General features: G+C 54.2%; 23 protein-coding genes. 12 read left to right on the top strand and 11 right to left on the bottom strand.

Annotated elements, in window-relative coordinates; genetic code table 11:
- Positions 1-46: 46 nt before the first annotated feature.
- The 3 genes from purL to dapA form a co-directional block, all read right to left on the bottom strand.
- On the bottom strand, positions 47-3,928 hold the full coding sequence (purL, locus tag AVO41_RS04275) for a phosphoribosylformylglycinamidine synthase (protein WP_068583012.1): 3,882 nt from the start codon (positions 3,926-3,928) through the stop codon (positions 47-49).
- 112 nt (positions 3,929-4,040) lie between these two features.
- Positions 4,041-5,177 (bottom strand): outer membrane protein assembly factor BamC, encoded by a 1,137-nt coding sequence (gene bamC / locus AVO41_RS04270; RefSeq protein ID WP_068583009.1) that lies wholly within the window; start codon positions 5,175-5,177, stop codon positions 4,041-4,043.
- A gap of 3 nt (positions 5,178-5,180) precedes the next feature.
- Positions 5,181-6,056, bottom strand: a complete 876-nt coding sequence (dapA, locus tag AVO41_RS04265) for a 4-hydroxy-tetrahydrodipicolinate synthase (protein ID WP_068583006.1) — start codon at positions 6,054-6,056, stop codon at positions 5,181-5,183.
- Positions 6,057-6,357: 301 nt separating this feature from the next.
- Between dapA and AVO41_RS04260 the strand changes: the two genes are divergently transcribed.
- Together AVO41_RS04260 and AVO41_RS04255 are read left to right on the top strand one after the other, a co-directional pair.
- Entirely contained in the window at positions 6,358-6,843 is a 486-nt protein-coding gene (locus AVO41_RS04260) for a peroxiredoxin (protein ID WP_068583003.1), read from the top strand.
- 42 nt (positions 6,844-6,885) lie between these two features.
- A complete protein-coding gene (locus AVO41_RS04255) occupies positions 6,886-8,295 on the top strand; it encodes a PhoH family protein (protein ID WP_068583000.1) in 1,410 nt (469 codons plus the stop codon).
- A gap of 117 nt (positions 8,296-8,412) precedes the next feature.
- Here the strand turns inward: AVO41_RS04255 and AVO41_RS04250 are convergent, their stop codons facing one another.
- The 5 genes from AVO41_RS04250 to AVO41_RS04230 form a co-directional block, all read right to left on the bottom strand.
- Positions 8,413-9,390, bottom strand: a complete 978-nt coding sequence (locus AVO41_RS04250) for a LysR family transcriptional regulator (RefSeq protein WP_068582997.1) — start codon at positions 9,388-9,390, stop codon at positions 8,413-8,415.
- Positions 9,391-9,563: 173 nt separating this feature from the next.
- Positions 9,564-10,778 carry an FAD-dependent oxidoreductase gene (locus AVO41_RS04245; RefSeq protein ID WP_068582994.1) on the bottom strand — a complete coding sequence of 405 codons (1,215 nt, stop codon included), beginning with the start codon at positions 10,776-10,778 and terminating at the stop codon, positions 9,564-9,566.
- Positions 10,775-11,965, bottom strand: a complete 1,191-nt coding sequence (locus tag AVO41_RS04240; RefSeq protein WP_068582990.1) for an FAD-dependent monooxygenase — start codon at positions 11,963-11,965, stop codon at positions 10,775-10,777. Before AVO41_RS04240 ends, AVO41_RS04245 begins: the two co-directional genes overlap by 4 nt.
- Positions 11,952-13,283, bottom strand: a complete 1,332-nt coding sequence (locus AVO41_RS04235; protein WP_235584654.1) for an aminopeptidase P N-terminal domain-containing protein — start codon at positions 13,281-13,283, stop codon at positions 11,952-11,954. Before AVO41_RS04235 ends, AVO41_RS04240 begins: the two co-directional genes overlap by 14 nt.
- Before the next feature lie 36 nt (positions 13,284-13,319).
- Positions 13,320-13,895 carry a UPF0149 family protein gene (locus AVO41_RS04230; protein ID WP_235584653.1) on the bottom strand — a complete coding sequence of 192 codons (576 nt, stop codon included), beginning with the start codon at positions 13,893-13,895 and terminating at the stop codon, positions 13,320-13,322.
- A 152-nt stretch (positions 13,896-14,047) separates the two neighbouring features.
- Here AVO41_RS04230 and AVO41_RS04225 point away from each other — a divergent pair, with 152 nt between their 5' ends.
- Positions 14,048-14,347 carry a cell division protein ZapA gene (locus AVO41_RS04225; protein WP_068583342.1) on the top strand — a complete coding sequence of 100 codons (300 nt, stop codon included), beginning with the start codon at positions 14,048-14,050 and terminating at the stop codon, positions 14,345-14,347.
- Positions 14,348-14,566: 219 nt separating this feature from the next.
- Complete coding sequence (locus AVO41_RS04220) at positions 14,567-15,157, top strand: 5-formyltetrahydrofolate cyclo-ligase (RefSeq protein WP_068582986.1); 591 nt, start codon at positions 14,567-14,569, stop codon at positions 15,155-15,157.
- 17 nt (positions 15,158-15,174) lie between these two features.
- Here the strand turns inward: AVO41_RS04220 and ilvA are convergent, their stop codons facing one another.
- Entirely contained in the window at positions 15,175-16,695 is a 1,521-nt protein-coding gene (ilvA, locus tag AVO41_RS04215; RefSeq protein WP_068582983.1) for a threonine ammonia-lyase, biosynthetic, read from the bottom strand.
- A gap of 215 nt (positions 16,696-16,910) precedes the next feature.
- Here ilvA and AVO41_RS04210 point away from each other — a divergent pair, with 215 nt between their 5' ends.
- The 8 genes from AVO41_RS04210 to AVO41_RS04175 all read left to right on the top strand — a co-directional run bounded on the left by AVO41_RS04210 (position 16,911) and on the right by AVO41_RS04175 (position 24,175).
- Positions 16,911-19,022, top strand: coding sequence for a TonB-dependent receptor domain-containing protein (locus tag AVO41_RS04210; protein ID WP_068582981.1), 2,112 nt, complete (start codon positions 16,911-16,913; stop codon positions 19,020-19,022).
- A 17-nt stretch (positions 19,023-19,039) separates the two neighbouring features.
- Entirely contained in the window at positions 19,040-19,681 is a 642-nt protein-coding gene (locus AVO41_RS04205; protein WP_068582978.1) for an SCO family protein, read from the top strand.
- Between the two features lie 16 nt (positions 19,682-19,697).
- Positions 19,698-20,192 carry a copper chaperone PCu(A)C gene (locus tag AVO41_RS04200; RefSeq protein WP_068582974.1) on the top strand — a complete coding sequence of 165 codons (495 nt, stop codon included), beginning with the start codon at positions 19,698-19,700 and terminating at the stop codon, positions 20,190-20,192.
- Positions 20,193-20,355: 163 nt separating this feature from the next.
- Positions 20,356-20,856, top strand: a complete 501-nt coding sequence (locus AVO41_RS04195) for a hypothetical protein (RefSeq protein WP_068582971.1) — start codon at positions 20,356-20,358, stop codon at positions 20,854-20,856.
- A gap of 173 nt (positions 20,857-21,029) precedes the next feature.
- Entirely contained in the window at positions 21,030-21,695 is a 666-nt protein-coding gene (gene rpiA / locus AVO41_RS04190) for a ribose-5-phosphate isomerase RpiA (protein WP_068582968.1), read from the top strand.
- A gap of 30 nt (positions 21,696-21,725) precedes the next feature.
- Complete coding sequence (locus AVO41_RS04185) at positions 21,726-22,229, top strand: TlpA disulfide reductase family protein (RefSeq protein ID WP_068582964.1); 504 nt, start codon at positions 21,726-21,728, stop codon at positions 22,227-22,229.
- Positions 22,230-22,281: 52 nt separating this feature from the next.
- Entirely contained in the window at positions 22,282-23,565 is a 1,284-nt protein-coding gene (gene hemL / locus AVO41_RS04180; RefSeq protein WP_068582961.1) for a glutamate-1-semialdehyde 2,1-aminomutase, read from the top strand.
- Positions 23,566-23,617: 52 nt separating this feature from the next.
- Positions 23,618-24,175 (top strand): elongation factor P hydroxylase, encoded by a 558-nt coding sequence (locus tag AVO41_RS04175; protein WP_068582957.1) that lies wholly within the window; start codon positions 23,618-23,620, stop codon positions 24,173-24,175.
- Between the two features lie 159 nt (positions 24,176-24,334).
- Here AVO41_RS04175 and AVO41_RS04170 read toward each other — a convergent pair whose 3' ends face one another.
- Positions 24,335-25,363, bottom strand: a complete 1,029-nt coding sequence (locus AVO41_RS04170) for a GGDEF domain-containing protein (protein ID WP_068583339.1) — start codon at positions 25,361-25,363, stop codon at positions 24,335-24,337.
- Positions 25,364-25,383: 20 nt separating this feature from the next.
- A complete protein-coding gene (gene mpl, locus AVO41_RS04165) occupies positions 25,384-26,778 on the bottom strand; it encodes a UDP-N-acetylmuramate:L-alanyl-gamma-D-glutamyl-meso-diaminopimelate ligase (RefSeq protein ID WP_068582954.1) in 1,395 nt (464 codons plus the stop codon).
- Between the last annotated feature and the right edge of the window lie 65 nt (positions 26,779-26,843).

Raw genomic sequence — 26,843 nt, 5'->3', positions numbered from 1 at the left:
TGCACCAAGTTTCCTTTATTAGCTTCGGCCCCGGCGATCAAAAATTTTAATCCTCTGACTGAGCTGCCACCCAGAGGCGCGCATTGCGGAACAATTGCATCCAAGGGCCATCTTCTCCCCATTCATCCGGACACCAGGAGTGCTGCACACTGCGGAAAACTCGCTCCGGGTGCGGCATCATAATGGTGACCCGCCCATCTTTCGTGGTCAGGCCGGTCAACCCGGCACTGGAACCGTTTGGATTGTATGGATAGGCCTCGGTTGGCTGCCCCAATGGATCAATGTAGCGCACACTGCCGATTGCCAAATCGGCGTGCCCGGCCTCAAAAGCCATGCGACCCTCGCCATGCGCCACGGCCACCGGCATTTTCGAACCGGCCATGCCCTTAAGAAGAATCGAAGGCGATTCCATGATTTCAACCTGGGAGAGTCGGGCTTCAAACTGCTCCGAACGATTTCGAACGAAACGCGGCCAGTGCTCGGCCCCCGGAATGATTTCCTTTAGGTTGGACAACATCTGACAGCCATTACAGACCCCCAGAGTAAAGGTGTCGGAGCGTGCAAAGAAATGCTCAAACGCGGCCCGTGCCACCGGGTTGAACAAAATCGAATTCGCCCAGCCACGACCGGCCCCGAGAACATCCCCATAAGAGAAACCGCCACAGGCCACCAACCCGCTGAACTCACCAAGGTCGACCCGCCCCTCAAGGACATCGGTCATGTGCACGTCCATGGCATCGAATCCGGCGCGATCAAACGCGGCCGCCATTTCCTGCTGACCGTTCACACCCTGCTCACGCAGGATGGCCACTTTGGGACGGCCCGTTAGCGAAACGGTCGCATCCTCTTGCGGATCAAAGGTCAAATCGGCGGACACCGTCGGCGCCACCTGTGCCAAAGTGTTTTCATATTCCTCGCGGGCGCAGTCGGCATTGTCGCGCAATGCCTGCATGCGATAACTGGTCTCCGCCCACCAGGCCTGGTAAGTTTTACGTTCACCCGACAGACAGACCTGACCATGCGAAAGGATTTCAATTCGATCGTCTTCGTTAGGCACCCCAATCCAATGGGCCAGATCCGTCAGTCCGAGTGCATTCAACAGCGCATCCACGGCAGAGACGTCGCTCTCCCTAATCTGTAAAACGACACCCGGCTCTTCAGCACACAGTGCCGACACAGGCTCATCACCCAGGGCACTGATGTCCACCGACAACCCACAATGGCCGGCAAACGCCATTTCCATCAGGGTCACCAGCAAACCGCCATCGGAACGGTCATGGTAAGCCACCAATTGATCCCGATTCTGCAAGGTTTGCACCAGCTCAAACAGACCGACCAGGTCTTTGGCGTCGTCCAGATCGGCGGGCGTCTCTCCAACCTGATTGTATACCTGAGCCAGACAGCTGGCGCCAATCCGGTTCTGTCCCCGCCCCAGATCAAGCAGCAACAGGCGTGATGCCCCGACATCGGTGCGAATTTGCGGGGTCACGGTCTTGCGCACATCCGCCACCGGCGCAAACGCCGTGATATTCAGTGACACCGGAGAGGTGACGGATTTGTCTTCGCCCTCATCCTGCCAGACGGTTTTCATCGACATGGAATCCTTGCCCACCGGCACCGCAATGCCCAATGCCGGACAAAGCTCCATGCCCACGGCTTCCACGGCGTCATAGAGCGCTGCGTCTTCACCCGGGTGACCGGCTGCCGCCATCCAGTTAGCCGAGAGCTTGATGTCAGAAATGGCTTGAATGTTGGCGCTGGCAATATTGGTAATGGCTTCACAAATCGCCAGACGCGCTGAGGCTTTCGAATTGACCAGTGCCACGGGCGGGCGCTCTCCCGATGCCATCGCTTCCCCGGTCACGCCCTGATAATCCGAGCAGGTCACCGCTGCGTCCGCGACGGGTACCTGCCAGGGACCGACCATCTGATCGCGCGTGACCATACCGGTGATGGTACGATCACCAATGGTGATCAAAAACTGCTTGCTCGCAATGGTCGGCAATTTCAACAACCGTTCTGTCACGTCTTCCAGCGGCAGAACAGACGGATCAAACCCGGGTTGAGGCATGCTGCGCGACACCACATCCCGGTGCATTTTAGGCGGCTTGCCCAGCAAGACATTCAATGGCATGTCCACCGGGTTCGCTTCAAATTCCGTGTCGTTGACTTTCAGCGTCTGTGCCTCAGTCGCTTCCCCTACCACGGCATACAAACAGCGTTCCCGCTGACAAATGGCTTCAAATTCATGTAATTTTTCAGCATGGATCGCAATGACATAACGTTCCTGCGACTCGTTGCACCAGATTTCCATGGGCGACATTCCCGGTTCATCATTGGGAATGTCACGCAACTGGAAGGCGCCGCCTCGACCGGCATCATTCACCAGCTCGGGGAAAGCATTGGACAACCCGCCGGCGCCCACATCGTGAATCGAGGCAATGGGCGTGTCTGCCCCGAGGTAAGTACAGCGGTCAATCACCTCCTGCGCACGGCGCTCCATCTCCGGGTTTTCACGCTGCACTGAGGCAAAATCCAGATCTTCGGAACCTGTGCCGCTGTCAACAGACGATGCCGCGCCACCACCGAGGCCGATCAACATCGCCGGGCCGCCCAGTACGACCAACTTGGCACCCACCGGAATATCGCCTTTCTCTATGTGCTGCTCACGAATGTTTCCAAGGCCGCCCGCCAGCATGATGGGCTTGTGATAACCCCGCAGCTCGGTGCCCTCGTGTGTAATCAACGGGGTTTCATAGGTGCGAAAATAACCATTGATCGCCGGTCGACCGAACTCGTTATTGAATCCGGCGGCGCCAAGCGGCCCATCCAGCATAATCGACAAAGGTGAGGCCATGCGATTGGGGCGACCATAAGGCGTCTCCCAAGGCTGCTCGAACCCGGGGATCTGCAAATCGGAAACCGTAAACCCGGTCAACCCTGCTTTGGGCTTGGAGCCTCGGCCGGTCGCCCCTTCGTCTCGAATCTCGCCCCCCGCACCGGTGGCGGCACCGGGCCAGGGAGAAATGGCGGTCGGGTGATTATGAGTTTCCACCTTGATCTGAAACGGCACCGATTCTTCGACGGTCTGGTAGCGACCGCTTTGAGGCTCCGGAAAGAAGCGGCTGGCCTGAGCCCCCGCCAGAACCGCGGCGTTATCGCTGTAGGCCGATAAAACGCCTTGCGGGTTTTTCTGATAGGTATTGCGAATCATGCCAAAGAGCGATTTGTCTTTGATCTTGCCGTCAATGGTCCAATCGGCATTGAAAATTTTGTGGCGGCAATGCTCCGAATTGGCTTGCGCAAACATCATTAGTTCGGCATCAGACGGATTGCGCGACAAGGTTTCAAACGCGTCAACCAGATAATCAATTTCATCATCCGACAGGGCCAGCCCCATTGACTGATTGGCCTCAACCAGTGCCTTGCGACCTGCCCCGAGCACATCGATGGACACAAACGGCTTGGGCGTCTGATGCGAAAACAGCCCGCTCATCTGTTCTGGTTCCGGCAAAACCTGCTCAATCATCCGGTCATGAAGCAACGGCGCCATGGCAGCGCGCGTGGCCGCTTCCGTGCCCACCAGTCGATACACGATGCCTCGTTCAATGCGTGACACTTGCGTCAGCCCACAGGTATGCGTAATGTCTGTGGCCTTGGAAGACCAGGGCGAAATCGTACCCAGACGCGGGGTGACCAGAACGGATTCCTCCGACCAGACCGAGGCAGGCACCTGGTCGGTATCGTTCAACAATTGGCTCAGGCGCTTGCGCTGATCTTCATTCAGTGCGGCCTGATCGTCCTGAAGTTCGTAAGCATACACAAAACAGGCTTCAACAGCGTCAATCTCACCGGCTGACTTCAACGTTTCCAACAGCTGATCCAAACGATACGCGGACAGCGCGGCTTTGCCCCACATTAACTGCATAATTTCTTCCTTCAAAACGAAAAAAGCCCTGTTTGAAACAGGCCTGGTCAAAAACCAGGTCGTGTTTCAAAAAAGGGCGTGTTCATAGCGTCACACATTCGAGCGCGGGTGATTATTCTGTCACCAGCCCCAAACTCTTAAAAATATACTCACGATTATCAGCGTTCAATGGCGTCGCATCTTCCAGTGCTTCCACACTGACTTGGCTGAGGGTCTGGTCGTCTTCATTGGCCATCACCCGGAAACGCACCTGCTTGGGAATGATCTTTTCATTGCTTGATTTCCAGAACGCCAGACTTTCAAAGAAGCCCTGATCTTCTCGCGCTTTTTCCGGCACCTGAACGGTGACAATGCGTAAGGCATCGGAAATTTCTTCGGTAAACCAGCCTGCCCGGTAGAGCATGGCTTTAAGATGATTCCAGGTCTCGTCGGGTCCGGCCTTGAACGCCAGTCCGTCAAACTCTTCCCCCCCGACGATTTCCACCGTGGTTTCGGTCGCTTCGATCTGGGTCAACGCCTGGGCCTGATTGGCGCCAAAGAACACCATGGCCTGGTAAAGTGCTTCGGCTTCAAACAACGGATCATAGGGCTGAATCTGCCAACCGGAACTGACCACACCACCATCGTCTGTCGCCAATGAGGGATCATAAACCTGGAAATGGCGGAAGTACACACGGGTCAGATTCTGCTCCGGATCATACTCTACCTGGGCGACCATACGATCGTACGCCCCTTCGGCGATCTCCGGACGCCAGCTGTTCAGCAAGCGTGTGAGCGGCCCCTGATCATCCAGCGGCACCACTTCCTGTCGCGGCACGAATTCGGTTTTGATCACACCGATGTCTTTGCGTGCCTCTTTAACCGGCATGCCCAACGTCTGCAAAAACGCTTCCACGCCCGCAAACACTTTTTGGCTGTCCATGTCTTTGACTGCCATCCAGCGCTGAGAGAGATTGCGTTCAATCGAGAGGTTTTTAGCCTCATACGTCGGCACCGTGGATTTGGCCTGGGTTGCCCCTTCTGTTTCAGCCAACACCTTTTTCAGGTCACGCTGCTGACGCCCTGCCATCAATAAGTTAGGGGGCATTTCCAGACGCTCGGCCAGCTTGTCGTCATTGTCCCGATAGCTGGTATCGGCGTCATAATCAAGAACGCTGCTGACGTTTTCCTGGGTTGAGGTACAGCCGGTAATCCCGACTGCCAGAGCAATCAGGCCAATACGTGGCAAGGTCATCATCGCTTGTTTCATGAATCAGAGTACTCCAGCAGATTCCAGGGCCTGACGGACCGTGGCGTGGTATTTTTCGGAAAGCGGCGTCATGGGCAGGCGAATGGCACCATCCATCATGCCCATTTCGGCCATGGCCCACTTGACCGGAATGGGGTTGGTTTCCAGAAACAAAGCCTGATGCAGCGGCATCAGGTACTGGTCTTTCAGGCGAGCTTCGTCGCCCTGACCGGCCAGCGCCAAATCATAGACTTCGGACACCAGCTGAGGCGCGACGTTGGCTGTGACGGAAATGCCACCGTGGCCGCCGGCCAGCAAAAACTCCACGGCATTGGCGTCTTCACCCGTGTAGAGAGCAAAATTTTCATCGGTCAGGGATTGGATCTGTGCCACCCGAGACACATCCCCGGTGGCCTCTTTGATGCCAACAATGTTATTGATCGAAGCAAGGCGCCCCACCGTTTCCGGCAGCAGGTCGCACGCCGTGCGTCCGGGGACATTGTATAAAATCTGGTCGATCTCAACGGTTTCGGCGATTTTTTTATAATGCTGATAAAGGCCTTCCTGAGTCGGCTTATTATAATAAGGGGTAACCAGCAAGCACGCATCCGCCCCTGCCTTGTGGGCGTACTCGGTCAGCATAATCGCCTCAGAGGTTGAGTTACCGCCCGTCCCGGCGATCACCGGGATCCGGCCGGCCGCTTTTTCAATAATGAACTTGAGAACCTGCTCATGCTCATCAAAGTCCAGCGTGGCCGACTCACCGGTTGTCCCGGTCGCGACAATGGCTTTGGTATTCGCTTGGATATGAAATTCAACCAGACGCCCCAGCGCGTCAAAATCCAGCGATTCATCCGCCTTCATCGGCGTGACCAAAGCAACCATACTTCCTTTCAACACTCTGACACCTCGTTGCTTGCGTTGCCTGACGCCCGGTTGTGGTTGATTCACAAGGCAAATTTGCCCCGCTACCAAACCGTCAAACGGGCCTCTGAGATCCATGCAGGCCAGTCGCCTACAATAAAGGGCTAATATTAACGGCTAACCCGCTATTGTTCAAGCGATTATTCCGCCGCGCAAGCAAGCCAATCACGGATCTGAAATGGCTGACTGTGTTCACGGAAAACCCGATCCTTTTGCGCTTTTTTTCAATTGCAACCCACCCCGAAAAACGTCATACTCAACCTAAAAAGGAGGTCAAATGGATCAAAACGTTTCGTCACTCACCGAACAAATCCCAGCGGAACATGGCATCGAATGGACACGCTCATCCGCCTTTCACTTGGATACGCTTTTCAACCACTGGACCGTTCTCTACTTCTACCCTCGCGACAACACCCCCGGATGCACCACCGAAGGCCTGGATTTTGCGCAGCGCCACGAACAATTCAAATCGCTCGACGCGCAGATTCTGGGCGTTTCCAAAGACTCTTTGCGCAAACACCGAAACTTTATCGAAAAACAGGGGTTTCCGTTTGATCTGATCTCTGACCCGGAAGAACACCTTTGCCGGGCGTTTGATGTGATCAAGCTCAAAAAGAACTACGGCCGAGAATATTATGGCATTGAGCGCAGCACCTTTCTGATTGATCCCCAAGGGTGCATCCGCCAGGCCTGGCGAAAAGTTAAGGTCAAGGAACATGCTGAAACCGTATTGCAGGCTCTCAAACACGAGCAATCCGCCTAGCCCCAGACACTCTCAAAACAATAGCACAAAGGACTCAGACCTATGAGCGACCCAACCAAGCGCCTGTTCATTCTCGACACCAACGTTCTCATGCACGACCCCATGGCGCTGTTCAATTTTGAAGAGCACGACATCTTCATTTCCATGACCGTCCTTGAAGAACTGGACGCTGGCAAAAAAGGCATGTCAGAAGTGTCCCGCAACGTGCGCGAAACCAACCGACTGATTGACCAGATCATCAGCAACGCCACGTTTGATCAGATTCGCGCCGGCCTGGATCTGGAGCGCATCCATCCCAGCCGGGAAGAAAAATCACTGCGCCTTGGCAAACTGTTCTTTGAAACCGAGCCGATGAAAGCCGAACTGCCAGCACTGCTGCCCAGCCACAAAGCGGACAATCACATCCTGCAAACCGGCCTGGCTCTGCAAAACCTCTACCCAGAGCGCGGCATCACTCTGGTCACCAAAGACATCAACATGCGGATCAAATCCTCTGCAGTGGGGCTGCATTCCGAAGATTACTACAACGACCGGGTGCTCGAAGACGCCGACTTACTCTACACTGGCTGGGAAAAACTGCCCGAACATTTCTTTGAAGAAAATTTCAGCCAGATGAAATCCTGGCAGGAAGAAGACAAAACGTTTTATCAGATTCAGATCCCCGAAGGGGTTCACTGGTACCCCAACCAATGCCTGGTCAGTATGAACGAATCCGGCTTTAGCGCCATTGTCAGAAAAATCGAACACGGCATGGCGACGCTGGAATACATGCACGACTTTGAGCAAAGCCGCCACAGCGTGTGGGGCATCACCGCGCGCAATCATGAACAGAACATGGCCATGAACTTCCTTATGGACCCGGAGATTGACTTTGTCAGCCTGCTCGGGGCCGCCGGGACCGGCAAGACACTTCTGGCTCTGGCCTCGGCCCTCGAACAGACACTTGACCACAATCTTTACAATGAAATCATCATGACTCGGGCCACCATCCCCATCGGCGATGACATCGGCTTTCTTCCCGGCACCGAGGAAGAAAAGATGACCCCCTGGATGGGTGCCCTGATGGACAACCTAGAAGTTCTGACCGAATCCGACGGCCACACTTCCGAATGGGAAAAACAAAGCACCCAGGAACTGCTCAACAAGCGCATCAAGATCAAGTCGCTGAACTTTATGCGCGGGCGCACCTTCCAGAAAAAATTCATCATCCTGGACGAGGCGCAAAACCTGACGCCGAAACAGATGAAAACCCTCATCACCCGATCTGGCGAAGGCACCAAAATTGTCTGCCTGGGCAACATCGGCCAGATCGATTCACCCTATCTCACCGAAACCACAACCGGGCTGACCTACATTGTTGACCGGTTTAAAAGCTGGGAACACAGTGCGCACATCACCCTCAGTCAGGGCGAACGCTCACGCTTGGCCGAATACGCCTCGGATAATTTATAACCCCAAACTCACCAGGCCTGGTGGTTTTGGGAATATCTTGACACAAAAAAGCCGCACCCAAGAAAGGGCGCGGCTTTTTTGTTGGCACTTCATTAATGCTAGCGAATACGACCGTCGTTAATCGTTTGAGGCCGTGCTTTTGCGAGAGGTATACTTTTTCATATCTTCTTCAGAAGGCAACTGAAACCCTTGTTCCACCGCTTTTTCCTTGCAGTAATCCACCGCAAACTCCAGCAACTCGCCCACAGCACGATGACGGAATTTATGCTTCTGGCGCACATGCGAGAAAGGACGCTGCAATGGCGGATCAAGCGTAATCGCTTTAATGGAGCCAAGCTTGAGCTCTTTGACCGTTGTGGTACGCGACACGATCGCAATGCCCACATCGGCCTCAACAGCCATTTTCACCGCTTCAGGACTGCCCATTTCCATGACCACATTCAGGTCGGAATAACTCAATCCCTGCTCGCGGATGTAATGATCAATCACCGAACGAGAACCAGAGCCCTCCTCACGGGAAATGTATGGGTACTTGCGAATCTCTTCCACACTGACCTTGTCGCGGTTGGCCAGCGGATGTTTTTCCGGGACGATCAACACCATTTCATCGAGTCGACAGACTTCCACTTCCAGGTTTTTGTTGTAGACCGGCGCTTCCACCACCCCAAGGTCAATCATGTTGTTTTCAACCATGGCCACGATGGCATCGGTATTACCGACCTGCAAACGAATATTAACGTCTTCAAACTGTTTTTTGAACGCCCCAAGCAGACTCGGCAGCATGTACTCGGCGATGGTGGTACTGGCGCCAATCAACAGACTGCCTGTGACCTCCCCGGTCAACTCACGCACCTCACTGTTCATTTTTTCATAATGATCCAGGATTTTTTCAGCGTAGGCGTACACCACTTTTCCGGCATCGGTTAAGGTGATTTTGTTGTGGGTCCGGTCAAACAGTCGCGTATTAAAAAACTCTTCCAGTTGTTTGACCTGAAACGTGACCGCAGGCTGGGTCATGTGGAGGGTTTCAGCCGCTTTGGTAAAGCTGAGCACTTTGGCAACGGTATAAAATACTTGAAGGCGTCTATCAGCCATAGTTCGAAAGCCTTTGTCATCCGTTAAGTCATGCCCATGTCCCGGCCTTCCGGCCTGCGTTGATGCATGGCATAACCTTTCATATTTTTGTCATCATTGACCACGGATGACTATAGTGACATCGTCAAAAAATGTCAAAATTTAATTTATGCAGACCAACAATTTTACTTATGCTATGAATGGCCTGCCTGGCATGCCTTCGGCAGCCGCCCACGGCCATGTAGCGCTTGCTGCATCAACCATTGTTTGACGAAATCCAAACGATCGGCTTGAGGCAACACCTGCGTACGCAGCGGTTTCGCCAGACCGCCTTGTTGCGTGTATAGCCAGTCAACCCCCTCCATTGCACGCTGAACCAACTGATTATCGCCACGACGCCAGCGTTCATATCGGCGCAACACATGACGACGACACCAGGTTTCCGGCTCTGCCTGTCTGGCTTCCACTAGCACCTCCGCCAGCGCTGCCGCATCCAACAAACCAAGATTTACTCCTTGACCGGCCTGAGGATGAATGGTGTGTGCCGCATCGCCCACCAACACCAAATGCGGTCTCACATACGTCTGCGCATGGCGTCTGACCAGTGGAAAAGCGGCACGCTCTCCCACCTCCATCACGTCACCCAAAAAGCCGTTGGAGGCCTGACTGACTGCCTGAGCAAAATCGCGATCGTTCAGGGACAGAGCCCAGTCCTTTTGTTCGAGCGGCAGATACCAGGCAATGGAACTCAAATACGATCCCAGCGTCAGAAACGCAAACGGCCCGGTATGCTGATAGCGCTGCCAGCAAGCATCCTGATTCGGTTTCTCGGTTTTCACACAGCCGACCACTGCGGCCTGAGCATAATCATGCGTATCCAACCCGATACCGGCTAACTGACGCACTGAGGAAAAGGCACCATCTGCGCCAACAACCAGGGAGGCGTGCAGGCGCTTGCCCGAACTCAACCGGACCTCCCTGCCCGTCTTCGTCGCCTCCATTGCCGATACACTATCGGACAAAACGCGCACTGGCGACGCCATCAACGGCTCCCACAGAGCCGCCTGCACCACCGAGTTTTCAACCACATGCCCTAGGTTGGCCTCACCCAGCGCATCCGCCGTCAAATCAATACGATTGGGCGCGTCTTCCGCCCAGACATGCATGGCAGTAAAAGCCTGTGAGCGCCGCTTTTCAATCCCCTGCCAGGCTCCCAGCGACTTGAGAAAATACTCCGATGCCCGTGTGAGCGCACTGACACGTGGCTGATAGGCACGCTCTGCAGACCAACTCAAATCCGGCGGCTGCTTCTCCAAAAGCGTCACCTCAAACCCTGCCTGGCTCAGCGCCAAGGCGGTGGCGGCACCCACCATACCCCCACCGACAACCAGCACTTCTGTTCGCATCATATCCGCCTTCCCATTGCCAACGAGGCCAGTCGCCGGCGCAATGGACCCACCGCCTCCATCGCCATCAGCCCCAGGCCTCTTGCATGCCCCAATACGGACGAGGGGCGTTGAAACCAGTCAATCAGACTGTCTGTCAGCCCCATAATACGCTGATAACGCTGTTTTCGACCGCTTGCATAAAGCGCCAGTGCCTCACCTTGCCCCCAGTCAGAACTCGATAACGTTTGAACGATGTCCCGCCAGGCCTGAACGTCATCAATGCCAAGATTCAACCCCTGCGCCGCCACCGGGTGTTGCGTGTGCGCGGCGTTGCCCATCAACACCATACGCTGAGCCGTCAACGCCGGGCAGAGGGTTTCGGCCAAGGGGTAGGCCAAGCGCTGAGACGTCGCTGTGTAACGGCCAAACCGCTCGCCCATTCTCTCTGCAAACGCCGTCAGATAAACCGCATCGGAGGCCTTCTGCATGCGCGCCCACTGCTCGGGCGGCATGACCCAGACGGCTTTGGCACTGTGCCCCTGATCCCCCTCCATGGGCAAAAGCGCCATGGGACCGGTGGACGTAAAACGCTCATAGGCCCAGCCTTGATGCGGCTGATCAAAATACAATTGCGTGATCACCGCCATGGCGTCATACGTCTTGCGCTCAATCGGCAAGTCGTACAAGCGACGGACTTTGGATTCGGTGCCATCGGCACCAATCAACAACCGGGTTTTCAGTGACATTCCGTCTTTCAACTCACAGACGACTTCATGCTCGCCTGGCTGGACCGCTTGTAATTCGTTAGGGCAACACACCTCAATCGATGCCGACTGCGTGACCGCTTCCCAAAGAACCTGACCAAGATCGCGCCCTTGAATGCTGTATCCCAGTGCAGGCACCCTCATTTCCTCTGCCGTCATACGGGTCAGTCCCAGATATCCCTTTTGCGAGACATGCACCCCTTTGATCGCCGTCAGATAAGGCTCCAGAGATTCCTTTAAGCCCACTGTGGCCAAAAACTCAACACTGGCATGGGTCAATGCCAGAACCCGTCCATCAAACCCATTACCTTTCGCCTCTTTGATCGGCGTGCGCTCCACCAGCGCCACCCGTCCTAAGTCGGCCAGTGCCAAAGCCACAATCAAACCAACCGGACCGCCGCCGATGATCACGGCATCGTAGATGTTTGCATCAGTTTTCGCCATGGGCCTGCATCCATTGTTCAATTTCCGCCACCGTACGCGGTAAACCAAGCGTCAAAACCTCATGCCCGGTGTCCGTCACCGCGACGTCATCTTCAATGCGTATGCCCAGGCCTCGAAAATCTGAGGGCGCTTTTTCATCTTCGCTGGAAATGTAGAGTCCGGGTTCCACCGTCATTACCATACCGGGTTCGAGCAAACGCCATTGTCCGTCTTGTTTGTAAGCGCCCACATCATGCACATCCATGCCCAGCCAATGTCCGGTGCCATGCATGAAATATGGCTTATAGGCCTCCGCTTCGATCAGCGCGTCCACCTCACCATGCAAAATGCCGCAATCAACCAGGCCCTCGACCAAAACACGTCGCGCTGTCTCGTGCACCTGAAAGTACGATACCCCCGGCGCAATCACATCCACCGCCGCTCGCTGAGCTTTGAGCACCCAGTTGTAAAGCTGTGCCTGCGCTTGATTAAAACGACCACTGGCGGGAAATGTGGTGGTAATGTCACCGGCATAGCCTTCGAATTCAGCCCCCGCATCCACCAAGACCAAATCGTTGGCGCCGATCGGTGCACGGTTTTCCGTGTAATGCAACACGCAGGCATTTTCACCAGCGGCCACAATGGTGGCAAACGCTTCACGCTTGGCGCCATGACGCTTAAAAGTGGCCTCCAGATCCGCCTGCAACTGATACTCAAAACGCTGAGCCACCACCGACTGCATCGCTGCCAGATGCCCCTGCACACTGACCTGAGCCGCTTTGCGCAGCTTGGCCAGCTCCGCCTCGCTTTTAATCAGACGGTGCTCGTGCAGCAGATGATCCAAGTCTTCCAGACGTGAAGGCGCAGTCACGCCTTTTCGCCCCTGGGCTTTGAGAGATTCAATCATCGGTTGCAATCGAGGCAACCAGTGACCAAGCTGATCAAAACTGAACCAGAGCGTTTCCATACCCGCCATGTGCGTCGGCATGACCGACTCAAATTGATCATTTGACCAGGCCTGGTCAATTTTCAACCGGTTTGGCGCCATGTCCACGCCCAGGCGCTTGCCTTCCCAGGTTTCTTTTTCCGGATCTTTAGAACGCAGAAACAAACCGGTCATCGTCTTGGTCTGACCTGCCTCATCGCATCGCTTGGTCATCACCAGACACGCCTCCGGCTCTTCAAACCCAGTCAGATAAAAGAAATCCGACTGGGGGCGAAAATGATATTCCACATCACGGTTTCGGATCACCTCCGCTCCGGAAGTCACCACAACCATGCCATTTTCCGGCATGGCTTCAAAAAGACGCTGACGGTGCTGTCGGGCCAACTCAATCACAAACGATCCTTTGTCTTATCAATCCAGAATTCAAGCTTAATGCAGTGTATCAGTGGGCGGCTGATCCATGGGGATCGGCTTACGCTCTGCGGGATTGAGTGTTTCATGAATGGTCAACACGCCGACTTTGACAAACTCAACCAGCTCTGTGAAATCCGCTTCGTCTTCGTCCGAGGCTTCAGCCAGGCCAGACGTATCCATCTGAGCGATCTGAGAGAAATCTTCCAATAGTTCCGCCGGGTCGCCTTTCAACGGGTTCGACGCCTGGGACGTCAAGCCCATCCCATACAAAAACCCCTCACAAAAGTGCGAAAGCATGCGTGCGCGCCAATCCAGGCCGACCTGGTCGTCGGGCAAACACAGGTTGAAATCGAAATCAGCACCCTGCAACCCTTCCTGCGTTGCCCCGTGCAAGGCGTGCAAGGCGACCAGAAAGCTTTCTTTGACTGATTTGGTATCGGCTTCCTCCAGAAGTTGTTTGATCCAGTCCGTCTCGGAAGTATCGCCATTGCCGCAGACCATTCCGGCCAACAGCCCTTGAATAAACGCAGGCGATTCCAGTTCCGGATGGGCTTTTAGCATGGAATCCAACGTTTCGAAATTTACCACCACAAATCGTTTCCTTTGTTCCTCAAGTTTCAGTGCTGTTTATGATACCACGCAGACGCACCGCCCCCAATCATGACGACGAAGAGTGACAAGCAAAGCGACTTCTCTTAAGATACTTCTCAAAACACTTGTCAATGCAACGACCGGGACCGATCATGAACACACATCTCAAACTGACCCTGATGAACCATAGCTTTGAAGTACCTTGCAAGCCGGAAGACAAAGACCAGCTGATTGAGGCGGCAACGTTACTGGAAGACAAGCTTGACCAGGTCACCCGCCTCAAAGGCGAAAGCAAGGTACTGATGGTGGCCTTGAATCTGTGCTACGACTATCTGAGCCTAAAACAGGACACCGAACAGTACTGTCTGCGACTGGAAGACCAGGTAGACGAAACCCTGCAACACCTCAACAAAAGTGAGCCCAGTGATCCAAACGGACCCAATCAAAAATGACAAGATAAAGGGTTTGACTGACCTGCAATGGTTGATACAATTGATTCATACGGGCCAGGCTTCATGTCCCCTGCCGATACGATCTACCTAGGGGCCAGAAGCGTTAGTGGTGAGGATCCCGCTTTTGTCCGGGAACCCTAAGCTTTCGTGGAGGCTGCCACCTGAACTAAACGGTTCAGGGATAACAGTCTGGCTCGTATCATTCTTTCCAAGACAACCATGACACAAGACACACAAACTCTTCGTCAAATCTGCCGTCAACGTCGACGCGCCTTGACGCTGCAACAGCAATCTGAGCATGCCCAGTCCGCAAGCCGTCTCGCGCTTCGCAGTCGCTGGTTGCAACGCCCCAAACGCATCGGCTTCTTCCTATCGCAGGATGGCGAGCTTGACACTTTGCCTTTAATCAAAGCACTGCTTCAACGCCAACACCAGTTGTATTTACCTGTTCTGAAAACCTTGCGTGGTCGCCCAATGGCGTTTGCCCCTTATTCAGAAGAGAGTTGCCTGCACCCCAACCGATTTAACATTCATGAACCGGTCACACCGCACGACGATCACATCAACGCACATCAATTGGATGTGCTGTTTGCACCGTTAACCTGTTTTGACGCTCAGGGACATCGACTGGGAATGGGGGGTGGGTTTTATGATCGAAGCTTGGCGTTCAAACGCTGGTTTCCGCATGCCCGCCCCATCGTGATTGGCTGGGCGCACGAATGTCAGCGCCAGCCGGAGATCCCGGCGGAACCCTGGGATCAGCCGCTGGACGCTCTGATTACAGAACAACAACTCTACCGCTTCAAATAAACCTTTTCCTTTTCAGGTCAAAGTGGCTTGAGAAACAATTCATAACCAATGTTGTTCTGCTCTGATTCAAACGGGTAACCCAGTTGGTTAAGGTACGCTTCAAACTGAGACTGTTGGTCCGAAGGCACCTGAATCCCCACCAGCACCCGGCCGTAAGCGGCACCATGGTTGCGATAGTGAAACAGACTGATATTCCATTCTTCACTCATCTGCGACAAAAATTGCAACAGCGCGCCAGGGCGCTCGGGAAACTGAAAACGATAGAGGCACTCATTGGTCACCCCTTTGGCATGCCCTCCGACCAGGTGGCGCAAATGTAATTTGGCCATCTCATTGTCGGACATATCATGAACGGTGTAGTCTTCGGCCTTCAACTGGGCGATCAACTGATCTTTTTCCGTCACCCCCGCTTCCGTGCGCACACCGACAAACACCACAGCTTTCTGGTCATCGGCGTAGCGGTAATTAAATTCGGTAATGGCGCGCTTGGCGCCCAGCAACTCACAAAACCGTTTGAAACTGCCGGGGCGCTCATCAATCACGACCGCAAAAATGCCTTCACGTCGCTCGCCAATTTCCGTGCGCTCGGAGATGTAGCGCAAACTGTCGAAATTGATATTGGCACCACTGACAATCACCCCCATGGACTGGCCGGTCACAGCGTTTTTTTCTATGTACTTTTTCATCCCCGCCAAGCCCAGGGCACCTGCCGGTTCGGACACGGCCCGCGTGTCTTCAAAGATGTCCTTGACCGCGGCACAGATTTCATCGGTGGTCACGGTGATCATTTCATCGATGCACTGGCGGGCAATCCGAAAAGGGGATTCGCCGACCTGCGCCACCGCGACACCATCGGCAAAGATGCCAACGGAATCAAGCTTCACCCGCTCACCGGCTTCCAGTGCGGCGGTCATACTCGCCGCATCTTCCGGCTCAACCCCCACAATACGGGTTTCCGGAGACACTTGTTTCATCACCGCCGATACGCCGGCAATCAGCCCACCGCCGCCCACACAGACAAACATCACATCCAGCGGTTTGTGCTGACGCAGGATCTCCAGGGCAATGGTGCCCTGCCCCGCAATCACCGCTTCATCATCATAAGGGGGAATAAAGGTGTAACCGTCCTGTTCGCACAGGGCGCGTGCGTGCTCAGCGGCCTGATCAAAGGCATCGCCATGCAAGACCACCTCCCCCCCAAGGTTGCGCACTGCATTCACCTTGATCAGCGGCGTGGTCCGAGGCATCACAATCAATGCCTTAATGCCCATCTTACTGGCTGAAAGCGCCACACCCTGAGCGTGATTACCCGCCGAGGCCGCCACCACACCTTTGGCTTTTTCTGCTTCAGAAAGCTGGACCATGCGGTTATAGGCTCCCCGCAGTTTGAACGAAAACACCGGCTGCAAGTCTTCACGCTTTAGCCAGACATCGTTATCAACCCGCTTGGAAATCAAAGGGGCCCGTTCAAAAGGGGTTTGAATGGCCACGTCATAAACCGGCGCTCTGAGAACCTGACGCAAAATCTGGTGGGGCATGAAATGTCCTTGATCATTCAAAAATCGCATTATAACAAAGCACAGACTTGACTGTCGGACCGCGAAACAACCCTGCCAGAAACAGGGTCATGAACCTGCAATCCTCTCTCAAGAGTCTGTTAGGAGTCCTGCCATACAGGCAGACTCTTTCAAACCTTGCGGACGAAAAGCGCTCTACAATACGCAGCATTCAGCAACTTAAATAAGGAAAAACCATGCAACCCAAGCCTTTGACCCTTGCTATATTGACCGCCCTATTACCTGCCAGCCAGGGCTGGGCAGAAGACAGCACATCACTCCCTGGCCTCACCGTTGAAGCCGAAGCCCCACGAGCGGTTCAGACCTCAACCCAACCCACAGAGGCGCTATTACAAAATGGCAACAGCGAATCGGGTGATGTGCTGCGTCAACTGAATGGCGTTTCTGCGGCGCGAAAAGGCGGCCATGGTCTGGACCCTCAAATTCGCGGCCAACAGTACTCACAACTAAATGTACTGATGGACGGCGCTAAAATCGCGGGTGGCTGCCCCAACCGCATGGATCCGCCAACCTCTTATTCAGAGATCGCCTCTTATGACGAGATTGAGGTGATTCGCGGCGTAAAAAGCCTGGCCCATGCCTCCGGTGGCACGGGCGGTACGCTGCTGCTAAAACGGTCCCGCCCCGAGTTCGACCCCAAAGCCCCGGTTCAGGGCGAATTGAGTCTGGGCAAATCCCACCTGATGAACTATGACGCCCATGGTGAACTGAGCGCCGTGGGCGAACAAGGGTACGTTGTGATTCAGGGCGCGCAAAAAGAGGCCAATAATTATCAGGATGGCAATGGCGACACAGTGGGTGCCAGTTACCGCACACGCCAAGGGCATATTGATCTGGGATGGACGCCCAACCGCCACCACCACCTGAAACTTTCCGCCGAACAGAGCCATACCGAAGACGCCCTCTATCCCGGCGCCATGATGGACGCGCCGGAAACCGAGGGCAAAACCCTGCGCCTGCAATACGAAGGGCGTGAGTTAAGCGATGCCGTGCAAGACATTGATGTCTCCATCTATCGATCTACGGTCGATCACACCATGAACAATTTTGATTTGCGCACCCCTCCTAATTACACCATGGGCCCCAATGCAGGGAACCCAATGCTGCGGGAAACGCCGACTGACACCGACACAAAAGGAGCAAAGTTTCAGCTTACCTCGACCCTAAGGGATACCGAGATTGTTTACGGCCTTCAATTTGAAAGCGTCAACAAAGACGCGACGTTATGGAATCGAGATGCCACACCGGATTCCAGTTTGAACTTCATGTGGCCCGATGTCACGAACACCACCAAAAGCGTGTTTGCCGAAACCACAACCCGCTTAAATGACCGCAGCCAGCTGATCGTCGGCTTGCGGTTCGATGATGTCTATGCCGAAGCAGACAAGGTGAATGACGCCCCCGATAGCGCCGGCAACGAGCCATCACTGGTTTACAGCAAGGCGCACACAAATTACGACGGCGAGACCCGCGCCAGTGAGTCCAACTGGAACGGTTTGCTGCGTTTCGAACAATCCTTTGCCGAGACCTATCAATGGTATCTTGGCGCCAGCCGTACCCTGCGCACCGCGGATGCCAGCGAGCGCTTTATGTCTAAATGGGGCATGAATATGGCAACCATGGAACAAGCGGCATGGGTCGGCAACCCCAACCTCAAACCCGAAGAACACAACCAGTTTGATTTGGGCATTGGCAAATCCACTCGCGATTACCAGTGGAACCTAGGGCTCTGGTATGACAAGGTCAACAACTATATTCTTAGAGACCTGGCCGTCAATCAATACGATAATGGCGTTGCCACAACCCTGAAAGAAAAGAGTGAAACCTATGTAAATGTGGACGCCAAACTTTACGGCCTGGACCTGGACGGCACCATGACATTAAATCCGAACCTAGACGTCGGCGGCCAGTTCAGCCTGACCAAAGGACGCAACACCACGGATGGCCGTGACATTGCGATGATTTCAGCGCCCACAGGCAACCTCTTTGCCAAATGGTCTCAGAATAACTGGCACCTGGGTGGTCGTTTCAATTTTGCTCTGGAACAGACTGACGTGGATGAAGATTACACCACCGCCGCCGGATTTGATGAGACGCCTGCCTGGAGCACGTTGGATGTTTATGGCGGCTATCAGATCAATCGCACCGTCAGCCTGCAAGCGGGGGTCGACAATGTGTTTGATCACGCTTATTATGACCACTTAAGCTATGACCCAGTCGCCGCGGACGTTTACAAAAACAACGAACCCGGCCGCAACGTCTGGGTAAGGGTTAATGCCACCTTTTAGACACAAATGAGAGTGCGATGAACTTACCCTTCAAACATGCCAAGTGGCTGCTGATTTTGCTCCTGATCGTGGCGGGCGCGATGGTCACCTTCTGGCCATCTCAGCCCATGCAGGTGACCACCGAGTCAGAACGTGCCGCAGCCACTTCGCTGGTCAGCGAAAAGCCACCCGGTGGGGACTTTACCTTGCAATCGACGGATGGCCCGCGCGCTTTGAGTGACTATCGGGGCAAGCTGGTACTGCTGTATTTCGGCTACACCTTCTGCCCCGACATTTGCCCGACCAATCTGAGCAGCCTGTCACAGGCCTGGCAGAACTTGACACCTGATCAACAGGAAAAGGTCAAAATTCTGTTTGTCTCAGTTGATCCGGAACGCGACACACTCAAACGTCTGCAGGATTACAGTGACTACTTCCACAGCAACATTACCGGGCTGACAGGTACGCCTGAAACACTGGCTGACATTGCAAGCCAATATGGCGTGGTGTATCAATCTCACCAGACGGGACCGGACGATCAATATTACGCCGTGGATCACTCGGCGTTTACTTACGTCATCGACCCAACAGGTGAACTGGTCACCCAGCTGCCGCATGCCACCTCGCCCCAAACCATCGTCCAAACCATTCAACAACAACTGGACGATACGACCCCATAAACTTAAGGAAACTGCCATGAGATTGAATGCCTTACACAAACTGACACTTGCCGCTGCCGTCGCTCTAAGCGCAACCACCTTGCCCGTTCAAGCCAATGATGCGGATCAGATCACCGTCGACGCGCCCTATGTCCGTGAAGTACCTCCCGGTGCCATGGCCACAGGCAGCTTTATGGTGTTTCACAACCGGAGTGACCAGACCATTTCACTGGTAAAAGCCGGCTCAGAAGTCGCCAATCGCGTGGAACTGCACACGCACATCCATGACAACGGCATCATGAAAATGCGAGAAATTGAAAAAATCGACATTCCCGCCCATGGCACCACGGAACTCAAGCCCGGCGGGCTGCATATCATGCTGATTGACATGCCCCGTATTATGCAGGCCGGGGAAGACGTGACCCTGACATTGCAATTCAGCGATGGCAGTAAAAAAACCGTGACCGCTCCGGTTCAATCCATGCGCGGCGGCCATTCCGGTCACAAAAACATGAAGCATTCCATGCACTGATCCAGTTTAACAGCCCGTTCATCCGTAACGGGCTTCACACTTTATCCACGCTTAACGCTTGAATCCTTCCTTTCAATCCTTATAGTTATGCCAAACGCATACCATCAATCACTGCGACTTGATGACGGTTCTCCATTCAGATTAAACAACTCAGGTGTATTGCATGATGCCAACATTTGCCAAATTTCGTCCCCTTTTGCTTGCCGCAAGTCTGACAGGCCTTACCATCTCAAACGCCTATGCCGTTGACGCTGACCTGAGCAAAGAGCAAACCCTCAAACTTTGCCTTGAGTACAACGGCTTGACCGACGCAAACGAAAAGAAACGTTACCTGACAGAGCTTGATCGCCGGGCGCAATTGAGTGTCACCGATCATGACAATCTCGACACCATCAACGTGGAACCGGGAGCGACCGCCTGCGGCATGTACATGGCGCTGGGAAAACCTTTGCAGGAAGAAGGTCGACAGCTGCGCCCCATGGTCTATAAAGTCGTGCACGTCTACCCGGATCACTATTATGTGACCCAATCGGGTCTGGTCATGGAAAAATTTGAACGGATCGAAGGCAAAATGCCGCCAAAACTGACGGCCGACAAGCCGCGTCGTGAAGGGCCGCCCGTTATTTTCAATGCGCCCGGCGGCACCCATCAGACACCGCACTGAATGCCCCCCAAAAACGACCAGGCCTGGTCGTTTTTGATCCCGCCTATACATTTTGCAGCCAAAAAACTAAAATAACGGCATTCTTGAGCGCATGGCAGGCCAAAACCGCCTGACCGGCACAAAGGTTTCGTCATGCGCCCCATCCAAAAACAACACTAAGAAAAGAGCTGACTATGACACAGGACGAATTAAAACAAGCCGTGGCCAAAGCCGCCGTCGAATACGTTGAAGCAGACACCTATATCGGGGTAGGCACCGGCTCGACCGCCAATTTCTTCATTGATGAACTGGCCAAGATCAAAGGCCAGATCAAGGGCGCGGTCGCCAGCTCCGAAGCCACGGCGGAACGTTTGCAGGGGCATGGCATTCCGGTTCTGGACCTCAACAGTGTCGACGAAATGTCGGTCTACATTGATGGCGCCGATGAAGCCAACCCGCATCTGCACCTGATCAAAGGCGGCGGCGGCGCCCTGACACGGGAAAAAATCGTACTGGCGGTGGCGAAAAAATTTGTCTGCATTGCCGACGACAGCAAAAAAGTCGATATTCTGGGCAAGTTCCCCTTACCGGTCGAAGTCATTCCCATGGCGCGCAGCTACGTCGCGCGTGAAATCGTCAAACGCTTTGGCGGGGAACCCGTCCTACGCGAGGGTTTCACCACCGACAACGGCAATGTGATTCTGGACATTCACGGCCTGCAGATCACCGATCCGGTTGCCATGGAAAACGAACTCAATTCGATTGTGGGTGTGGTCACCAATGGCCTTTTTGCCGCCCGTCCGGCCGATGTGTTTTTGTGCGGCACCGCCAATGGCGTGGAAACACTGACGGCACAATAACTCTTTCACTCACAACGGCAGGAAAAACGCATGCAACAGCTTGGACGCAAACTCTTTGTGATCGTGGTCTTGGCCCTGCTGGGCACGCTGATTTATTTAACGCTGTTTTCACAAGGGCTGGGCAAAGCGCCGGCGATCACGGTCAAAACCAATTCCGGTGAAGAGCTGGCACTCAACCAGCCCAAAAAACCGGTGCTGGTCAATTTCTGGGCCACCACCTGTCCGGGCTGCATTGCCGAAATGCCGCACCTCGCTGAGATCAAGCGCGATTTTGGCGATGACTTCGAGCTGATCGCCATTTCCATGGATTACGACCCAGCCGAACAAGTCCAGAAATTCATCGAAAACAACCCTTATCCCTTTTCCTATGTTATGGACTCTCAGGGTGAACTGGCCAAAGCCTTCGGCGAAATACAGCTGACGCCCACCAGTTTTCTGATTGCCCCCAATGGCAACATTGTTTACCAGAAAATTGGCGAAGTGGATTTTGATCTGGTTCGTGACAAAATCGATCGCATGACGCCCGATTTATAATTTTTGAACGTTTGCCCCCACAGAGGGCGCTACCAAACCAACAGGAAGGTCTATGAAACGCTCCCACAGTCTTTTTGAAAAAGCACAGATTCACATTCCCGGCGGGGTCAACTCTCCGGTTCGCGCCTTCAAAGGCGTCGGCGGGGATCCGGTCTTCTTCAAAAAGGCCACCGGCCCGTACTTAATTGATGAAGACGACCGTCAATACATTGATTACGTCGGTTCCTGGGGTCCGGCCATTGTCGGTCATGCCCACCCGGAAGTGATCAAAGCGGTTCAAGACCAGGCCGAAAACGGCCTGTCTTTTGGCGCTCCAACCGAAATCGAGACCACCATGGCGGACAAAATGTGCGAACTGGTGCCTTCGATGGACATGGTTCGCATGGTCAACTCCGGCACCGAGGCCACCATGACCGCCATCCGCCTGGCACGCGGCGCCACAGGACGGGACAAGATCATCAAATTCGAGGGCGATTATCATGGTCACTCTGACTCTCTGCTGGTCAAAGCGGGGTCTGGCGCGCTGACGCTGGGCGAGCCCTCTTCTCCCGGTGTGCCAGAAGCTTTGGCCAGCCAAACCATCACTCTAACCCACAACGACAGTGAGCAGGTCCGTCAGGTTTTTGCCGACATCGGTCATGAAATCGCCTGCATCATCGTCGAGCCGGTCGCCGGTAACATGAACTGCGTCCCGCCCGAAGAAGGCTTTCTGGAAACCCTGCGTGAGGTATGTGATCAATCCGGCGCGGTCTTGATTTTTGATGAAGTCATGTGCGGATTTCGGGTCGCACTGGGTGGGGCACAGGAACGCTATGGCATCACGCCGGATTTGACCACCTTCGGAAAAGTCATTGGCGGCGGCATGCCGGTTGGGGCCTTTGGTGGCAAAAAATCGGTGATGGAGCACATTTCCCCGCTGGGCCCGGTTTATCAGGCCGGAACCCTGTCGGGCAATCCGATTGCCATGGCCGCCGGACTCAAAACCCTCGAGCTGATTGCCAAACCCGGTTTCTTTGAGGATCTGGAAGCCAAATCCAACAAACTGATGAACGGGTTTGCCGCCGCGGCTCAAGAGAACGGCGTGCCACTGGCTACAAACACGGTCGGAGGCATGTTCGGTTATTTCTTTACCGAAGACGCCAACCCAATTCGCCGTTTTGCTCAAGTCAGCCAGTGTGACCTGGAGCGCTTCAAGCAGTTTTATCATGGGATGCTGGATGAAGGGGTCTATCTTGCCCCTTCCGCATTTGAAACCGGCTTTGTCTCCGCAGCGCACAGCGATGAAGATATTGAAGCCACCATTGTGGCGGCCCGTAAAGTCATGGCAAACCTGTAAATCTGTCCTGCCGGCTCGTGTTTCGAGTCGGTCCTACCTCTCTCTCTTATCTATGCCTCAGCCCATACATCGGTCCGATGATCTGATCACCCTGTTCAACCAAACCTTTTCTCAGAGCGAAAACACGCGCCTGGTTTGCTGTGAACCCGAGCCAATCTATCGACCCGCCGATGACCGTCACCCCTACCACCGCATCGTGTTTGCTCATGGTTTTTTTGCCAGCGCATTGCATGAAATTGCACACTGGTGCGTGGCAGGCAAAGCGCGTCGCCTGAAAGAAGATTTTGGTTATTGGTACCAGCCGGATGGCCGCAGCCCCGAACAACAGGCCTTGTTTGAACAGGTTGAGGTCAGACCTCAGGCATTTGAATGGATTTTTTCCCAGGCGGCCGGATTTCGCTTTCATTTCAGCGCCGATAACCTGGAAGGCGGTACCGGCCCCTCCTCCGCCTTTAAACAAAATGTCTGGGAATGCGTGCAGACACTGCTAAGCGAAGGCTTACCCTCTCGTGCCCATCGCTGGACACAGGTATTAGCCGATCATTACCGTCAGGGGTGCTTCCCGTCACGGGACCAGTTCACGTTGCCCAGAGACTCAGGCGCGGAATAAACACAACGGCAACCGACGTTTTAACCAGGCCTGGTGATTTTTGCCCAAGCGAAAGAGGCTATTTGGGAGGTTTTTTTCTGGAAGGCCGAATGGCCCAGACAATCACACCGACGATCAGAAGCAACAGACCGATTTCAATCAGCGCGAACATGCGGCTTTTTACCCTTCCGGTGAATCAATCTGCACCAGGTGCAGGTCATCGTCTTCTTTGAGCTTTTGCAGCCCGAGGTGAATTTTCTGTGCGATGGTGCGCGTCTCATCATAGACAAACACCTGAACAATCACCGCGTTCAATTCGATGTTCTTAATGGCTTCGTCTGTGCCTTTGACCAGCACTTTTTTCTTTTTGAGTGCGTCCATGATCGATTCAATGTAATCAGGCAGCTGATGGCCCGGCACACTGGCGGGTGGCAAAACGGCAATCGCGTCTTCTTCGTAGCGCATCATCTGCCAGTCTTTCAGTGTCTGCGCCTGAATCATTTTCACGACCAGGCGAATAATGCTGTCCCCAAGCAACCAGGAGTATTTGTTGTTGTAGTAACTCAACTGTTTGATGTCAAAGACCACCAGGTGACGCTTGCTCACCACGCCCGACATGGACTGATCGATCACATCCAGCATGGTTTTCTCGAAGTAATCCTTGTCCGGCAGGCCTGTCAGAAAGTCGCGCGTCAGGCTTTGCTCAATTTCAATCACTTCCTGACGGATGGTTTCCAGCTCATCCAGGTTCTGCTGCATCCAGAGCGTGGTTTCCACTGAATTATTTTCCACCGATTTCAGTTCGGCCACCGCTTCGGACAGAATGATTTCCACCGACTCGCGCGTACTGGCCAACGACAGGCTATCTCGCATGTCTCCCAGATTGATCTGATGCTGCTGAACCAGTCCGACAAAATCATGAATTTTGCTTTTTAAATCATTGGCCCGGTCGATGATGGAGGTGGTCTGGTGATCGATCCCCAGACTCTGGTTGAAATGAGCCTTGAGAACAAAGTTTTCGTAAAGTTTTTCATACGCCGATTCCGAGATCGGCTGTCCCGTTGACATCAGGGACTTCAACCGCGCATTCAGCGGATCGTTTGTGCCCGCATAATACAGATACCAGATGGTCAACGTCACGTGCGACAAGGGAATGCCTTCCTGTTCAATGGTTTCCATTGCCTTATGCACGGCTGCTGCATTATTCATTTCCGACACCGTCATTCATCCTATCGTTCTAATTCGGTTAGCAGTTTCTGGGGCAGACCACCAAATCCCCCATTACTCATTAACACCACTTGATCACCCGGCTGCAACTGGGCTTTCAAGGCAGCCAGCAACGCATCATAACTTTCGTTCACACTAACCGTAGGCCTGAATGCTTCCACGGGCAACTGCCAGCCCCAATCCGGATCAATAAAGGCAAACACTTGATCGGCCGCATCAAAGGCCTGGGGCAGCCGTTGACGATGCATGCCCAGGCGCATCGTGTTTGAACGCGGTTCAAACACGGCGATCAAGCGCCCCGATTGTTGCTCACGCTGCATGCGTGCGCGCAGGCCTTCAAGCGTGCTCTTAATCGCCGTCGGATGATGAGCAAAATCATCGTACACCCGAATGCCATTGACCTCACCCAAATTGGTCAAACGACGCTTTACGCCTTCAAAGTGGTTTAATGCTGTAACGGCCAGTTTGGCCGATACGCCACAATTTTGTGCCGCAATCACCGCGGCCACCGCATTTTGCATATTGTGGTGCCCAGTCAGCGGCCATGCCACCTCTCCCAGCCGCTCGCCGTCCAGGCTGATAGCAAAATGCCCGCCATCTTCGCGCAATGGCTGATAGGTCCACCCTGCTTCGTGGCCTGAATTCGCAACGCCCTCACCTTGAGAAAAACGCTTTAACTCGGACCAGCACCCCTGCGCCAAGACCCCATCCAGTGCGGCGTCCGCTTGAGGAGCAATCACCAGACCATTGCCGGGAACGGTTCGTACCAGGTGGTGAAACTGGGTTTGAATGGCGGCCAGGTCGGCAAAAATATCACCGTGATCAAACTCCAGATTATTCAAAACGCAGGTTCTGGGGCGATAGTGCACAAATTTGGAGCGTTTATCGAAAAACGCGGTGTCATATTCATCGGCTTCCATCACAAAAAAAGGCGAAGCACCCAGACGAGCTGAAACCCCGAAATTTTCCGGCACACCGCCGATCAGAAACCCGGGGTTCAGGCCAGCATACTCAAGAATCCAGGCAACCATGGCCGAGGTCGTGGTTTTACCGTGTGTGCCGGCAACGGCCACCACCCAACGATCCTGCAAAAGATGATCCGACAACCACTGCGGGCCCGACGTATAGCGCTGTTGCGCGTTCAACACCGTCTCGACGGCGGGATGGCCCCGGCTTAATGCATTGCCGATCACGATCTGATCCGGCGCATTTGCCAAAGGATCCTGACCATAATCGGTAACATCAATGCCCGCCTGAGCCAGTTGTGTACTCATCGGCGGATAAAGTGCCTGATCGGAACCGGTCACCACATACCCCATGGCTTTGGCCAATTGAGCCAAACCACCCATAAAGGTGCCTCCGATGCCTAAAATATGCAGATGAGAGGGATTGTCCATGGTTTTTGGCGGTCCTTCGATTCAGCTTTTTGCCCTTTTTACCAGGCCTGGTCAAGGCAGATGCC

The organism is Thiomicrospira sp. WB1, from assembly GCF_001507535.1.
Lineage (GTDB): Bacteria > Pseudomonadota > Gammaproteobacteria > Thiomicrospirales > Thiomicrospiraceae > Hydrogenovibrio.
The sequence above is the reverse complement of the archived record's forward strand: the minus strand, read 5'-3'. Positions and strand labels throughout refer to the sequence as shown.